Here is a 15705-nt window from a genome sequence, read left to right on the forward strand (position 1 = left end):
CCCCTTTTTTATTATTCGACCACCTGGACGTTTTCTGCCTGTGGGCCTTTCTGACCTTGTGCTACGCTGAATTGAACCCGTTGACCTTCTGCCAGTGTTCGGAATCCAGAGCCAGTAATAGCGCTGAAATGAACAAAAACATCGGGACCGTTATCCTGCTCAATGAAACCAAAACCTTTAGATTCATTGAACCATTTCACTTTGCCAAGAGAGGGTGTTGACATACCAAATACCTAACTTTTTCAGACTTTCTTTTCACGTACCGAAGTACAATTCGCAAGCACCCAGTTACCAGAATATCCCACTTAACCGCCTCTACTGATCGGCCATTGCTGATCGTAAAACTAAGCAAAAACATCAGAGCAAAAAAGCGCTTGATTTCGATTATAACTCTAAGCCCTTGCCCGTCAACGACATTTACTGCCAGTGTCGACGTATCTGCTCAGGTGTCAGTTCAAAGGTGGTGAATCGCCCTTCAACAGGGCATTGATACGACAGTTTTGTTGCAGTCAGATGCAATGTCTGTGAATTTTTGACCCCATATTGCGCATCACCACGCACCGCATGCCCCATTTGCGACAGGTGCCGACGGATCTGATGCTTGCGCCCGGTTTCAATATTCAGAATCAGCAGTGCGGAATCTTCACTTTGCTCCACGGCCAAAATATTCGTGATCGCTAATTTATCATCCAGCGGAATCTCGATGCGTTTCACCTCAGGATTCCATTGCCCCTCTACCCGCACCCGATACTGTTTTTCAATTTCCCGGCCGGCAAACCGCTCACTTAACTGCGCCGCCATTTTTTTATCGTGGGCCACCAGTATCAAACCGCAGGCATCCTGATCCAGACGATGAATCAAAAATACCGGGCGTTGATTATTAAAATGCAACTCCACCAGGCGCAACACACTGCAGTGATCGCCCCACTCATTGCCCTGGCTCATGATACCTGGCGGCTTGAACCAAACACTGTAGCGACGCTGATCACTGATCAATTCCAACGGCGCCGGTTTGATGGCAAGCAGTTGTGGATTATAAAAAAGTCGAATCGACGTGCCCGCCGGCAAGCGCGCACTGGCCCGTCGCTGCCGCTGCCACTTGCTCTGAGGTTTCTTCACCTGCACCGCGCCCTGGGTCATGGCCAGTTTGATACGCGCTTTGGGCAAAGCGCTGTGTTGCGCCAGCCAATCGCAGGCATTGTCCACGGGCTCGGTCAGCTGGAAGCTCTGTTTCACGATCCTGTCGCTAGCGGGTTGCGCCATGGTTCAACTGATGCCTTCCATAAAATCCAGGGTCACCTGGTCACGAATATTCTGGCGGGACTGCTCCCACAACTCCGCAATTTTATCCTGATTACAGCGCTTACGATCCACCAGCACCCGCGTGTTCAGCTCACCCACTTTGCGGTTGGCGGGGCACTTGGTGAACACGGCCTGGTGACTGATGACATCCATAAACGGCCCGGATTTACTGGTGGGCATGATGAACACCAATTGCAACCCCAAGGCATCGGTCAGATAGTGTATGACTTCGCGGGAACGGGTTTCATCCATTTTGGAAAAGGCTTCATCCACCAGCACCATACGCAGATGGGTATTGCCCTCGTTGAAACGGAATGCGGAGGTGACGGCAGCGGAGCGAATGATATAGGCCGGCGTTTCCAACTGCCCACCGGACCCGGTGCCGTATTGACTCAAGGCAATAGGCTGTTTGCCTTCCGGTTCTTTGAAGATGTCGTAGCTGCGATAGTTTCGGTAGTCCGCAATTCGTTGTAGCTCCCGCATGGCCTTCTGTTCATCCTCATCCAGCAGCATGGCCACCAGTTTGTCACGCACTGCCAACAGCGCTTTCGGCAGGTTCATGTCGAACAGACTGGAGCCGTCACCGATGTTGGGTAACTGGGACACTTCCTTGAAGAAACGCCAGTACTCCTTGAATTCCGGCACCCAACGCCAGGCAAAGTAATAGCGTTCTCGGTCGGTGCCGAAGCGGTGATGTTCCAGCTCCCGGTTCAGATCCGTGAGCGCCCGCTCCCCTTCATTGATGGCCTGGTAGATACTGTGGCAGAGATGACTGACGAAGGTTTCATTGAAACGATCCTTGAGCTTGGCCAACTGCCCGTACTTTTCCACCAACACATTGTTCTTGAGACGGTTGGCGATGTTGTCCACTTCCTGGGCCACTTCATTAATGCGCTTGAAGAACACCGCCTGATGCAGAGTCTCCACCTGCGGATCATAAACGATGACGTCCGCGGGATTGCAATATTGGTTGTGGCGCAGCAGGGCTTCATAAAGCTCACTGGCGGTGGCGGTGAGCTGACGATCCAGTTGCTGCAGTTCATCCTGGTAGAAACCCTGCTCATTCACCACCAGCGTAGCGTCTGCCTGTTGCAAGGTCGCTTCCACATCAAACTGGGGATGGATGCGGGTGATGCCGCGCACGGCCATCTCCCGCGCTTCCGCGTGCTCGATCAGTTTATCCTGTTCATCCGCCAGCTTTCGGCCCAGGGCCACTTCAGCGTCATACTCCTGGGCCAGGCGGCCTTTCTCGTTTTCCAGTTGTTTCAGGTCGGCTTCCAGCTGGGAGTACTTGTCCCGCAGCAGCGACAGCTCCTGATCCAGCACCTGAAATTCGCCGGTATCCAGTTCATTCAGGGTCTTTTCGGTTTGACGCAGCCTGCGGTGCAGTGCCAGGATGCCCTGCATCAACGTGGCGTAATCAATGCGTTTGATACCCTCGATGGCCTTGAACAAACGCTGCATGGCTTCCAGGTTGCCCTGCGCGGTCTGGGCTTGAATCAACAGATCCTGGTATTCCTGCTGTTTTGCGGCCAACGCGCGATCCCGGGCGTACTGGCCGAACACCAGCTCGCTGTCGGGGATATCGCAACGCCACAGGCTGTAATTACCGGCGGCCAACCCTTCCCGGGTGATGCCCCGAGCCACCTCACGCAGCGCCTGGGCATCGTCCACCCGCACCACATTGCCGTAACTTGCCTTGAGGTAAAACTCCACCGTCTTGTGTTGGAAGGACAGGATATCAATGATGGAATCGCGGGGATTGCTGAGGCGTTGGGCGTCTTTTTCCGCGCGCCCGCCCTGCACGACCCGGGCCGCACTGCGGCGACCGGGCAGGTTGCGCACAATGGAAATGGCCTGGGCTTCATATTCCGGATGCACCACAATGCCAAAGCGGGCGCCCCCCAGATAACCTTCGATGGCCATCTGCCACTGCGGGTCCTCCACCTCCACGTAGTCGCACAGCACCCGCGGTTCTGCCTGAGGGCACTGTTCCCGGATCGCCGCCAGCGCCACTTCCACCTGAGGCGGATAGCTCACCTGCCGGGTTTCCAGTTGGGCGATTTCCCGCTCCTTCTGCTGCAACTGCTTTTGCCGGTTTTGCAATGCCCGCTCGGTGTCTGCCCGCAACTGGGCCACCAGATCCCGCAGCGAAGGCTTGCTGTCGTCCAGAGAGCCTTGCAGTTCACTGCATAATTGATTGTGGATCTTCTCTACCTCAATGGCCTGATCCAAAGACGCTTCCAGCGGCGCCAGGTCCACCCAATCCTTACCGAACAGATTGGCCAGATCCACCTTGGCGCCATGGCCGGATTGAATCACCTTGCGTAATTTTTCCTTCAGTGGCCTGGCTTCCAGGGCGGGCAGCTCCGCACCCCAGCTGTGCTGGCTGAGCAGGGTCTGCAGGGCATTGGCCAGTTTGATGTTGTCGTGAATCTGATGATCCTGGGCCAGCAACGGTTGGGCTTTGTGGGCCAGCTCCTGCTGCATCTGCTCCACCTGGCGCGCCAGCTCATCTTTCTCATTGAGCACAGACACACCCCGGCGCTGTGCTTCCAGGGACACAATCTGGTCGTGGGTTTCCAGACGACGGGCCTTGTTCACATCCAGCCGGTTATCCCGCTCCTTGATCTCCCCCTGCAAGGCACTTTGCTTTTGTCGGCAATTCACATAGGCTCGCTGCTTCACCTGCAGTGCGCGCTGGGCCTCCTGGTAATCCAGTACCTGCCGCTGCACCCAATGGCCGGTATAGGTTTTACAGGCCTGAGCGGACCGTTCCAGTATCTCCAGGGATTGGATGATGGAGCGGGATTCCTCTTCCATACCGTGAATGGTTTTCATCAGGTCGGAGACCGTGCGAATGGCTTCCCCCAGATCCTTTTTTTCGAGGATTTCATCGGCCACAAACTCATTGATGCTTTTCACCGGCTTGTAGGCCATAAAGTTGGCGAAGGTGCGCGCTGCGTGTTTGGCTTCGCGGTCTGACACCGCATCCTTGCGGCCGCGCAACAATCCATACAAACGACGCAGATAGGCGCCCTTCTTGTCGTACACTTCCACAGCGGACTTGCCGTATTCCCGGCACAACAGATCCACCACATCCGTCAACGGCACCACATGCTTGCCATCCTGGTATTGACGCACGAACTGGTCCAGATACAGGGCCTGGCCGGGCACACACAGAAAGATCAGCTGATCCTGGCGGGCCTGCCGTTGCTGGCCGGCACTGTCCAGGTGGGCACGGGCCCCCAACACTACGCTGAACGCTTCGCCCTGCTCACCGGCGCTGGGCGTGAACACCCCCACCAGGTAGGCATCCGTCTGTTGCGGCCGTGCGTAACTGCCGTCATCACAGCCCAGCACATAGGACGCCAGGGTACGCACCTGTTTACCACCCCGCCCTCGCTGAGTGGTTTCATCCTGGCCGGGGTTATAGTTGAAGAGATTTTCATGGGCCGCCGTCATCAGGGTCTGGATGCCGTCTGCCGCCGTGGTTTTGCCCGAGCCGTTGCCACCGGAGAACAGATTCACCCGGCCGAACTCCACTTCTGTCTGTGGAATATTGCCCCAGTTCACGTAAATCATTTTCTTCAGATACATGATTTATTCAGCCTCTTCGGAACGGGTAAACAGGGTGGAGGCCAACGGGCCTTCAGAATCATCGGCGGCGTCCTGCTCGGTGGCAGGCAGCTCACCGCGAATCTGGTCCAGCACTGCCTCACTCACATAGCTGGTGATGGAAGGACGAATCTTGAGCCAGGCGTCATCCACATTTTCCTCAGCATTGGCAATAAAATGGATCAGCCGCAACTGCCGCAGACGACGGAACAACTGGGCCCGCTCGGTCTTTTTTTCCGGCAGGCTGCGGTTCAGCAGATTCCGCAGCGCAATGCCCAGGGCTTCCAACGACAGCAGCACACAGCCCTGATCATCCACCTGCCCTTCCCGCAGCGCCTTGTCGTATTCCGCCCGCAACACCAGCACCACAGCAACCTCCTGCTGGGTGAGGCCGGCTCGGAAACCACCGGCGAACGCCTGGTTATCATCGTCCGGCAATCCCGGCACCCGGGCACCCGGCGGAAACACCCGCACAAAGCCGAACCGGGTGTCGTGCTGAATGCGCACTTGTAACGGGCTCAGGTAATCCAGCACCAGGGGTTCCAGCTGAACGTAACGATCGTACAACAGGGTTTCCACCTGGCTTTCATCCCGGCTTAATACGCCGTAATCCAGCAAACGAATCAATAGCTCACTGAATTCATCCAGAGTGAAGCGCTTGGCGTTCAGGGTCTGCTGCAATTGCTCAGTCAATTTCATAAGTCGTCGGTATCGGTTTCCGGTTTGGCTTTCTTGATCAGTTCAATCTCGAACACATCGAAACAGGCAAAGTAGTCGTTGGCGGCGGTTTCACCGGTGGGTGTCACCACAAATTGATAGTCGCTGTCCACCGCCTGATAGGAGGCCGTTTCGATGGCATGGGACATGGCCAGCACATCCCGCGCGCTGCGCAACGGCAGATCCCGGGTACTGACCCGGTTGCCACCGGCCATGGCGGTAATCAGATAATCGTGCAGGCCTTCGTGGTGCGTAATAAAGGCCTGATCCAGTTGCTGCTGCAGGGCCACGTCCCGCAGGGCATCGTCTTCCACCTCACCGGCCTCATCAATGCGGGTGTAGAGCACCTGCTCCCGCCGCTTCTGCTGCAGCCTCACCTGATCCGGGTCCAGCCATTGCAGGTGCAGGCCCGCCAGGGCGTCACCGGCGCCGGCCAGCAGCTGATCCTGTTGTGACCGTTCCAGTTGGGCCAGCTCTCGACACACATCCACCACGCTGTTGTTGCGTTGGCTGGTGAGGTACGAGAGCTGTCGGATGATGATGTCGGCCCGTTTGGTAAAACTCTGCAAGGCCCGCCGCAACGCCGGCAACATCAATTCCGCTGCATTGCGCATACGAATCTCAATGGCATCCAACACAAAGTAGAGTACGGACTGGCCGGGTTGAATCAGCTCCGGCGCCAACTCCCGCAGTTTCAGTTCTGCTTCCCGTTTGAATTCCTTGCGCTTGCGGCGGATCTTGTCAATCACTGCCTGAATCGCATCCCGGTGCTTCTCAACACTGTCCGCCGACAAGCGAATGGACACATCCGGCTGAAAACGCTTTTCCATGAACTCAAAGAAATGGTCCGTGGCCTGCTGCACCAGCAGTTGGGTTTCCACCTGGCGTACCAGCTCCCGCTTACGCTCTTCCAGCTCGGCAATCACATCGCTGAAATCACTGATGATGCGTTCGGAATACTCGTAGGCATCCATCAAGTCATGCACTTCGCCACGACTGAGAAACGCTTCCAGCGCATTCAATGTATTGCGGGTATTACGGTGCCGGGTGCGCACCGATGCCGTGCCCATTTCCGACAGGCTTTGCGTGATCATGCGCCCCACCCGGGTGAAGGGAAAGGTGCTTTGCAGGGTGGCTTGATCCACCTGCTTCTCCATCCAGCCGGATTCCAGCAACTGATTCAGAATCCACGAGGCCTGCTCGCGTTCGGATTTAAAGCGGGTTTCGTTACCGTACTCACCACTGTCCAATTGCGGGGCCCGGGCCAGTGCCTCTTCGAAAATCTCGATCACCTGATCCCGCTGCAGGGATTCTCCATAGTCAGCGCGGGCACTGTACAGGCGCTCATAAAGCAGGCGTAGGCATTCCAGGATCTGTTCGCGGTATTTACTGGTGAGGGGTCGGAAAAACTGGCTGCGGTCTTCACTAAAAAACATAGGTGTGCAACATAGGTTGGCGCTAACGGCATCGCTCTTATCATAAGGTGTTTATGATAGGTGGAATGCCGCCAAGCGCCAATCTTTATTACGCTATACAGCGCAACTACCAGGGCAACCCGTGCATATTGAACCGCTACAGCGCGTAATTCTGGTTAAGGTACTGGAGTATGTCCGCCGATTCGAACATTCTGGTATCCCGGTTGGGGTCGATCAGGTAAGGCACCTGAACATTTCCCACCTCCGCCAGCATGGACGAACGCTTGGTGTTCGGCAGCGGCTTGTACTCCCCCAGGTGCAGGCGGAAGGTGGCCGGACCCACATCGGCCCGCTGCTGCTTGCCGATGTTCACCAGCGTGTAGGGGATCTCCAGCTCACACAACCGCTCCCGCACCAGACGCGAATATGGGCTGGATTCAAAGCTGTACAGGGTCATGTCCTGATCCACCGCTTTGGAAGGCCGCACCTCCAGCCCCAGGGAGCCCCGCACCACCGTGGCCAACTTGGATTTGACCACATTGGCGCCGGTGGCCTTCAGCTGGGCCGGCACCGGTCGATTCCCGTATTGTTCGAACAGATACTGGACGATGGCATCGCTGCCCTTGATCTGGGTGCCGGTGTTGGGGTCCACCAGATAGGGCACCTGATCCGAACCGCTGATTTCCATCAGGCGGGTGCGAAAACGGGTGCCCCCCAAGGGGATGGGCACGATGCGCACATCCAGATTCAACTCGGTCAAGGCCTCCCGCACAAAACGGCAATGGGCGCAGCCTTCACGATCAAACAATTCCAACAGTTGCGCCGGTGGCTGCACGGAGCGGCTGGCACTGCTGCCCCGCCAGCCCCGCAGGGTGGAGGCAAGCACGGAAGACCCAACAGCTCTGGCTCTTTGTAGATCAAACGACATAGGCTTTCCTTTCTTCATGCATGTTCATTGCAGCGGTAAATGGAGTGTATGCCGGCGCAGTATGCAGCTATTCAAACGGGCCTTCAATATTTGGGACCGGGTCACATTCACCAGCCCCGGGAAAATGTCAGGCTATTTTATATACAACTTTAACAAAACGTAACAGACAGGCCCGCAGCCATCGCGCTACTGTTGAGAAGACTGACCTGAAATCAGCAAACTGCGGGGGGCACCATGACCAATACTACGGATACGGCTTCCATCATTGACTATCGTCTGGCGCATCGCCTCACCCGTCGCCACGACATCGCCTTCCTCAAGGCACTGGCCAAACACCTGGACATGGAGCAGGTGCTGATTTCTGATGATGCCCAATCGTGGCTCGACAACAGCAAGTGCCACGCCAACGACATCATCAGCAAACTGCACGTCCTGCTGGAAGTGGACAAAAACGAGAAGAAACGTCACTACGGCTTTCAATACCGCAACCAGTCCATGGCGTTCCAGATCGTCTATATTGACCGCGCCGCCTGGGACCGCCGCCTGTACCGGGAACGGCTCACCGGCGAAAACACCCGCAAAGTCCAGCGCATGCTGCACCTGTTCCTGTTCGACGAGATCCATGTCTCCCGCGCCCAACGCCTGCAGATTGTTCGTGATATGATGATCGACCATGAACCGGCAAATGAACTGGCCTGATCCCACCCGGGTTTATTGTGAGGATGAGGCCACTGCACTGGGGAGCCCCACATGGCAAATCTGTTTGAAATTTTCGAGAACCTGCTCAGCGGCGACACACCACCGACACCGCCGTCCATCAACGACCTGAATTACACCCTTTCCAATATCCGTCTCGACAATTTCCCCACCATCAACACCAATTCCAAGTTCAGTATCGATTCCATTCCCAACATCAACACCCATGTGTCCGCCAGCGTCGACAAGCTGGCACCGATCAATCTGAATGCGGCGGTGACCGAGCTGCCGGAAATCAAAGCCAAACTGGGGGCATCGTTCGCCTTGGAGAAACTGCCCGACATCAACATCAGCGCCGGCATCAAAAGCTTGCCCAAAATCCTGCTTGATGCCGGCCTTAACGATCTGCGGGTGAAGGAGCTGGCCCCCATCAACCTGCAGTTTTCGCTGAAGCCCGCGCGGCTGAAACTGCCGTTCGGCTACAGCTTCAAAGTGGGCATTTTCGGCCTGGAGATTTTCTCGGTGCAGATGCAAGGGGAAGTGAAAGCGGAGCTGGATGATCTGTAGCGGGTGCTATCTTTAACGGGTTCTTTCTTTGACGGGTACTACGGGGGGAAGTGGGAATCTGGCGGTCAGGGAGGGATTCGAACCCTCGATACGCTATAAACGTATACACGCTTTCCAGGCGTGCTCCTTCAACCGCTCGGACACCTGACCAGACTCTCGTTAGCGCAGACTCGTCCTAACACGCAGACTCGCCCTCACAAGAGGCGCGTAAGATACTGGTTTTGGCAGGAAAGATCAACGGCTATTCGCGGTCAGCCGCGATATTCGACAATTTCGTCAAGGGGCTGCAGGTCCGCCGCCCGGGGCTCCCCCTCAACCGTGCCGGTATAGAGAAACCCGATAATCTGCTCGTTGTCCGCCAGCCCCAAATGGGCCCGTACACTCTCCGTTTCCGTCATCTCACCGGTGCGCCACATGGTGCCAAAGCCCAACTCCTTGGCCGCCAATTGCAGGTGCTGGGTGGCAATCCCCACCGCAACCTGCTGTTCCCAAACGGGTACTTTCTTATGCTCCCAGTCCAGGGTGGCGATACTGACGATGATCATGGGCGCCCGCAGCGGCATGGAACGCAGCCGCAGCCGCTTGGCCTCATCCGCCTCCGGCTGCGAGGCCTCAAACGCGTGCCCCAGCTGCACCAGGGCTTCCCCCTGCAGCACAATAAACCGCCAGGGGCGCAGGCGGCCATGGTCCGGTGCCCGAACGGCGCATTTGAACATCTGCTCCAGTTGGGCGCGATCCGGGCAGGGTTGGGCCAGCTTGGGGTTGGATACCCGCTCCAGCATGCTGTTGATTATGTTGCTCATAGTTCGCCTTAAGATGAGGAAAACTGAATAGATATTGACCTGAAACCGGGGTCAGACCAAGGCAGCATCATAGCGTATCTGGAGCCCTGCTTCACGCCGTGCTTCATGTCCTGACAGGAATTCGGTGGCAAGCCGCCCCTGGGCACTTTTTGACCACCAATCCCTGAAACTTTGAGCCAGTTCTCATAGCGTTCACAAAATCCTGCTAATACTTAAGGACAACCCAATCGGAGTAGGGCCTCAGGTATGAAGACCCATAACCTGCATTCCTGGAACGTATCCCTGGAGAACGCACTGGCGATTCAGAAGAACCTGCGTGCCTGGATCATCACCGAAGGTCAGTGCCCCAGTCCCCGTCTGGTAGGGCGGATCTCATTGCTCTCCAGCGCGGAGAGTGACGAATCCACTACCGTGCAGGCTTGCATCACGGTGGTGGAAGCAGCCACCCAGCGCCTTTTGGAACGCAAGGTGGCGATCAAGGCCACGGCGTTTCCACTGCACGCCGGGCTTTATTCCTTTCGCACCATGCCTGCCGTAGTGGCGGCCCTCAATAAACTGAAACGGGTGCCGGATGTGTTCATCTGCGATGGCCGCGGCATCACCGGAGAGGATCGTTTCGGGGTAGCCTCCCACGTAGGCCTGGTCACCAGTGTTCCCACCATTGGCATCCGCTCGGTGCGCCCCAAACACATCAGTGGAACCTTGAGCGCAGAACGGGGCAGCTTTCTCCGCGTGTCCGAAGGTGGACAAGTCGCTGCTGTGCTGCGGGTGCTGGAAGGCGTGGACCCCATCCTGGTCTCCCCCGCCCATCGGGTCAGTATGGAAGAGGCCGTCGCCCGTATTCTGGAATACATACCGGAAACCACCTCAATCCGTGAATATTTACAGGCGATTTACCCCGAAGCAGGCCATACTAGTGAGACGCCGGTGCAATTACGGCTGGTCAAGTCAGCCGCTGGTCGGTGATTGACTCTTTACAACAAAAAGGAAGTTGTTCGCAGGTTGCCAACCGCTTAAACTTCCCACTAAACTGACAAAACAACTTGAATTTCGTTATCAAAGCCCTTGAAATACTTAATATTTGGATCCCCAAAGGTGCTTTATTCGGCGTGGATAGAGATGGATGCCTAGCAAGTTTGCACTCGACATAACACCTGAGACACTGATTAATAAAGACCTGTCACCGTCTTATATCCGTATTTTTGCTTATCTGCTGGTGACCCTCACCCTGGTCACCGCCATTCTGGCCAACGATCTGACCAAGCAGCTCTGGTGGGCACCGGTGGTGTCCTTCGTCTATCCCTGGCTGAGTCATTTCACCACCTCCGGCTGGCAACGAACCCAACCGGCCCGCGCCAACGCCAGCCTGATCATGCTGGACGCGGCCATCGCCGGGGGCGGTATTGCGCTGTTTCAGTTTGACCCTGCCCTTTCCCTGTTCCTGTTTTTTATCGTCAGCGCCGGCACCATCACCATTGGCGGTGTTTTCGGCTGGATCATGAGTGGGCTCGCCATTTTGTTGGGGGCGATCATCGGGATTGCCCTGTTTAAACTCAATGAGTTTTCCCTGCAGCCGCCCAATGTGGCCACCCTCACAGTGGGGCTGTTGAGCCTGACGGTGTACGCCACGGCGCTGGGCTATTTCTCTTTCAAGCAGGCCCGCACCCTGATTTCCATTCAGGATGAGCTGAAGCGGCGCCAGAAGGAATCCGCCAACCTGTCGCGCAAGCTGTCCAAGTACCTGCCACCCCAGGTGTGGGGCTCCATCTTCTCCGGCCAGACCGATGTCAAACTGGAAACCCAGCGTAAAAAGCTCACCGTGTTCTTTTCCGACATCAAGGGTTTTGCCGAGATCTCCGAGGAGCTGCAGCCCGAGGCCCTCACCGACCTGCTGAACAGCTACTTCACCGAGATGTCGCGCATTGCGCTCAAATACGGTGGCACCATTGATAAGTTCGTGGGCGACGCCATCCTGATTTTCTTCGGTGATCCCACTTCCCGCGGGCAAAAGCAGGACGCCATCGCCTGTGTGTCCATGGCCCTGGAAATGCGTAAAAAGATGAAACTGTTGCGACAGCAATGGCGCAAGGAAGGCATCAGCAAACCACTGCAGGTGCGTATGGGCATCAACACCGGGTACTGTACCGTGGGTAACTTCGGCGCCGAAACCCGCATGGATTACACCATCATCGGCCGTGAAGTGAACCTGGCCAGTCGCCTGGAGTCCGTCGCCCAGCCTGGCGAGATCCTGATTGCGGAATCCACTTACAACCTGGTGCGGGATGTGATCATGTGTCGGGACCGCGGCCAGATCAACGTCAAGGGTTTCAGCAAAACCGTGGCCATTTATGAAATCGTGGACCACCGCAAGGAACTGGGGGCCACCCAGAGCTTCCTGGAGTGTGAGAAAGACGGCTTCACCCTGTTCGTGGACATCGACAAGATCCGCAATTACGACAAGGACACCGTCGTGGAAGCGCTGGAGGAAGCCGCCAAGCGCATACGGGACAAGTTGATCGTCTGATATGAAAAGCCGGCCGGTACTCACGTTTCTCAGTTACGTTGAAACCCTGGGTAACCGGCTGCCCCACCCCACCACCCTGTTTATCTGGTTCTGCCTGCTGGTGCTGGTGTTGTCCTGGCTGTTATCGCTCCTGGGCAGCAGCGCGGTGCATCCGGTCAATGGCAGCACCGTCACTGTGACCAATCTGCTGAGCCAGGAAGGCCTGCATCGGATACTCACCCACACAGTAACCAATTTCACCCAGTTTGCGCCGGTGGGCACGGTACTGATTGCCATGCTCGGCCTGGGCATCGCCGAAAAATCCGGTTTGCTGGGGGCCCTGTTGAACCGCATGGTGGCCAAAGCCGGTGGGCGGGCGCTGTCTGCCATCGTGGTGTTCGCCGGGGTCATGAGCAGCCTGGCGGCCGATGCCGGCTATGTGGTACTGATCCCGCTGGCCGGTATCGTCTTTGCCAGCGCAGGCAAGCACCCCCTGGCCGGAATGGCCGCCGCCTTTGCCGGGGTTTCCGGCGGCTACAGTGCCAACCTGCTGATCGGCCCCATCGACGCCGTGCTGGCCGGTATTTCCACCGAAGCCGCCCAGCTCATCGAGCCCGAGCGGCAGGTGAGCATGCTGGGCAACTACTACTTCATCGTCGCCTCCACGTTCTTGATTACGGCCCTGGGCACCCTGATTACCGAGAAAGTCACCCTGCCGGCACTGCCGGCCTGGCAGGCAGCGCCAGCCGCCCCCCCTACAACGGAAGCCAGCAGCGCCCAGGCGCAGGGTTTGCGTAACGCGGGCCTGGTGTTGTTGGCCTGCCTGGTGTTGATTGCTTTGGGTCTGGCCCCGGAGCAAGGTCTGTTGCGCAGTGCAGAGGGTTCCATCAGTCAATCGCCGCTGATGAAAGGCATTGTCACGGTGATCTCGCTGGTGGCTGCGCTCTGCGGAGTGGTCTATGGACGCTCAGTGCGGCGCTACCGCAACAAAGGCAGCGTCATTCAGGATATGGAGGATACGCTGGCCACCATGGCCAGTTACCTGGTGTTGATGTTTTTTGCCGCCCAGTTTGTGAATTACTTCGGGTGGTCCAATATGGGTATGGTGCTGGCAATCAAAGGCGCCAATTGGCTGCATGCCCTGTCGCTGCCGCCGGTGTTCCTGCTTTCGATATTCATCCTGATGGCGGCGTTCATCAACCTGCTGGTGGGCAGCGCCTCGGCCAAGTGGTCGCTGCTGGCACCGGTCTTCATACCCATGTTCCTGCTCCTGGGCATTGCGCCGGAAAGCGTACAGGCCGCCTATCGGGTGGGGGACAGCAGTACCAACATCATCACCCCCCTGATGCCCTATTTCGGCGTGGTGGTGGCGTTCATGCAACGCTATCAGAAGGATCTGGGGGTGGGCACCATCATGTCGCTCATGCTCCCCTACTCCATGGCTTTTCTGCTTGGCTGGAGCCTGGTGTTCGCGTTATGGGTGGGGTTTGGTATTCCCCTGGGCCCTGCAGCCGGATGAGGTGGACTCACGCGTCACCTGGTGCCCTATTGGCGCACCAGACGCAGGTTTGACGGCACCCCTGGCTGACTGGATCGATAGGGATTGATATCAATTCCGCCGCGCCGGGTGTAACGGGCATACACCGCCAACCGTTGCGGTGCACAACGGCGGCTGATGTCGGTAAAAATCCGCTCCACGCACTGCTCATGAAATTCCTGATTGTTGCGAAACGATATCAGATATTGCAGCAGACCTTCCTCGCAAATTTGCGGCCCCTCGTATTCAATCAACACACTGCCCCAGTCCGGCTGTCCGGTCACCGGGCAACAGGAGCGCAACAGGTGACTGTGCAACACATCACTGGTATGGCCCGCTTTCACCCGCAGCAGGCTGGCATCCACCTCAAACTGGTGGGCCTCCACATCCAGTTCATCCAGGCAACGGCCCGGCAGCATCTGCACCGCAAACGGGCCCTGTTGCTGCAACGGCAACAAACGCACGCCCACCTCAGCCCCAACCGTGGCGGCAAGATCCCGCGTAATGGTCTGCTGCAGCTGCTCCGTGGAATCCACCGCCCACTGATTGAAAGAGCCCAAATACAATTTCAGGGATTTGGATTCCACAATATTTGGTGAGGTGGCCGGCACCCGCAGCTCCATCATGGCCACCACCGGCTTGCCCTTGCCGTTCAGCCAGGAAACCTCATAGGCATTCCAGATGTCCTCGCCGTAAAACGGCAACGGTGCCGACACACCGATCTCCACCCGACCGGACTCCCGCGGAATCGGATACAGTTGACCGGGGTCGTATTGATCCGGATAGGAGCTGGTTTGCCCCAATGGGCCATGCGTCTGTTCACTCATCAGCTGCGAATCCCCACGCCGTATTTCAATAGCCAGTGCGCCCACGCGTACAACAGCACAATAAACGTGATCACCATGCCATAGGCCACGCCGATGTTGATGTCGGAAATACCGAGAATGCCATAGCGGAACCCATTTACCATGTAGACGATGGGATTAATCTGCGATACCCCCTGCCAGAAGTCCGGCAGCATGGTAATGGAATAAAACACGCCCCCCAGATAGGTTAATGGCGTCAGTACAAAGGTGGGAACAATGGAAATGTCATCGAAAGACCCTGCATACACCGCATTGATGAAGCCCCCCAGCGAGAACAGCGTGGCCGTCAGCACCACCATGCTTATGGTGATCCAGATATTGTCCACACTCAGGTGGGCAAAAAACAGGGACAACAGGGTAACGATGGCGCCCACCGCAATACCACGGGCCACACCACCCAGCACAAAGCCACCGATCACCACGTAATTGGGCATGGGCGACACCAGCATTTCTTCAATACTGCGTTGGAATTTGGTGCTGAAAAACGACGACACCACATTGGAATAGGAATTGGTGATCACCGACATCATGATCAACCCCGGCACGATGTACTCCATATAGGAATATTCACCAATGTGACCGATACGGCGGCCAATCAATTCACCAAAGATCACAAAATACAGGGCAATGGTGATGGCCGGTGGGATCAGCGTCTGCACCCAGATGCGCATAAAGCGCCGGATTTCCTTGCGCACGATGGTGCTGAAGGCATTGAACTGTTGTTGCCAATTCATGTCAGGGATTCTCTTTCAT

Annotated in this window: 14 protein-coding genes and 1 tRNA gene; 5 read left to right on the forward strand and 10 right to left on the reverse strand. The window is 56.8% G+C overall.

Annotated features, from left to right (window positions below):
- Positions 1–11: 11 nt before the first annotated feature.
- From D9N14_RS10495 to D9N14_RS10520, 6 genes are all read right to left on the reverse strand, one after another.
- On the reverse strand, positions 12–224 hold the full coding sequence (locus tag D9N14_RS10495; RefSeq protein WP_290579335.1) for a cold-shock protein: 213 nt from the start codon (positions 222–224) through the stop codon (positions 12–14).
- 193 nt (positions 225–417) lie between these two features.
- Positions 418–1263: an RluA family pseudouridine synthase gene (locus D9N14_RS10500; protein ID WP_290579336.1), complete on the reverse strand. Its 846-nt coding sequence runs from the start codon at positions 1261–1263 to the stop codon at positions 418–420.
- Between the two features lie 3 nt (positions 1264–1266).
- On the reverse strand, positions 1267–4902 hold the full coding sequence (locus D9N14_RS10505) for an ATP-binding protein (protein ID WP_290579338.1): 3636 nt from the start codon (positions 4900–4902) through the stop codon (positions 1267–1269).
- 3 nt (positions 4903–4905) lie between these two features.
- A complete protein-coding gene (locus D9N14_RS10510) occupies positions 4906–5619 on the reverse strand; it encodes a DUF4194 domain-containing protein (protein WP_290579340.1) in 714 nt (237 codons plus the stop codon).
- Positions 5616–7073 (reverse strand): Wadjet anti-phage system protein JetA family protein, encoded by a 1458-nt coding sequence (locus D9N14_RS10515; protein WP_290579342.1) that lies wholly within the window; start codon positions 7071–7073, stop codon positions 5616–5618. The genes D9N14_RS10510 and D9N14_RS10515 overlap by 4 nt, the downstream gene beginning before the upstream one ends.
- Before the next feature lie 136 nt (positions 7074–7209).
- A complete protein-coding gene (locus D9N14_RS10520) occupies positions 7210–7980 on the reverse strand; it encodes a glutathione S-transferase N-terminal domain-containing protein (protein WP_290579344.1) in 771 nt (256 codons plus the stop codon).
- Positions 7981–8214: 234 nt separating this feature from the next.
- On the opposite strand from D9N14_RS10520, the gene D9N14_RS10525 reads away from it, so the two are divergent.
- Positions 8215–8679: a hypothetical protein gene (locus D9N14_RS10525; protein WP_290579346.1), complete on the forward strand. Its 465-nt coding sequence runs from the start codon at positions 8215–8217 to the stop codon at positions 8677–8679.
- Positions 8680–8730: 51 nt separating this feature from the next.
- Positions 8731–9243, forward strand: coding sequence for a hypothetical protein (locus tag D9N14_RS10530; RefSeq protein WP_290579348.1), 513 nt, complete (start codon positions 8731–8733; stop codon positions 9241–9243).
- Positions 9244–9302: 59 nt separating this feature from the next.
- Here the strand turns inward: D9N14_RS10530 and D9N14_RS10535 are convergent.
- Positions 9303–9393: transfer RNA gene (locus D9N14_RS10535), tRNA-Ser, on the reverse strand.
- Positions 9394–9494: 101 nt separating this feature from the next.
- Positions 9495–10046 (reverse strand): nitroreductase, encoded by a 552-nt coding sequence (locus tag D9N14_RS10540; RefSeq protein ID WP_290579350.1) that lies wholly within the window; start codon positions 10044–10046, stop codon positions 9495–9497.
- Positions 10047–10292: 246 nt separating this feature from the next.
- On the opposite strand from D9N14_RS10540, the gene D9N14_RS10545 reads away from it, so the two are divergent.
- From D9N14_RS10545 to D9N14_RS10555, 3 genes are all read left to right on the forward strand, one after another.
- Positions 10293–11012, forward strand: coding sequence for an endonuclease V (locus D9N14_RS10545; RefSeq protein WP_290579352.1), 720 nt, complete (start codon positions 10293–10295; stop codon positions 11010–11012).
- 157 nt (positions 11013–11169) lie between these two features.
- Positions 11170–12570: an adenylate/guanylate cyclase domain-containing protein gene (locus D9N14_RS10550; protein WP_290579354.1), complete on the forward strand. Its 1401-nt coding sequence runs from the start codon at positions 11170–11172 to the stop codon at positions 12568–12570.
- 1 nt (position 12571) lies between these two features.
- Positions 12572–14068: an AbgT family transporter gene (locus tag D9N14_RS10555; protein WP_290579356.1), complete on the forward strand. Its 1497-nt coding sequence runs from the start codon at positions 12572–12574 to the stop codon at positions 14066–14068.
- Between the two features lie 26 nt (positions 14069–14094).
- On the opposite strand, the gene queF is transcribed toward D9N14_RS10555, so the two are convergent.
- Positions 14095–14913 carry an NADPH-dependent 7-cyano-7-deazaguanine reductase QueF gene (gene queF / locus D9N14_RS10560; protein WP_290579358.1) on the reverse strand — a complete coding sequence of 273 codons (819 nt, stop codon included), beginning with the start codon at positions 14911–14913 and terminating at the stop codon, positions 14095–14097.
- Positions 14913–15686 carry an ABC transporter permease gene (locus D9N14_RS10565; RefSeq protein ID WP_290579360.1) on the reverse strand — a complete coding sequence of 258 codons (774 nt, stop codon included), beginning with the start codon at positions 15684–15686 and terminating at the stop codon, positions 14913–14915. Before D9N14_RS10565 ends, queF begins: the two co-directional genes overlap by 1 nt.
- Positions 15687–15705 lie beyond the last annotated feature (19 nt).

The sequence above is a fragment of the Ketobacter sp. genome (assembly GCF_003671495.1).
In the GTDB taxonomy this organism is placed as follows: Bacteria; Pseudomonadota; Gammaproteobacteria; order Pseudomonadales; family Ketobacteraceae; genus Ketobacter.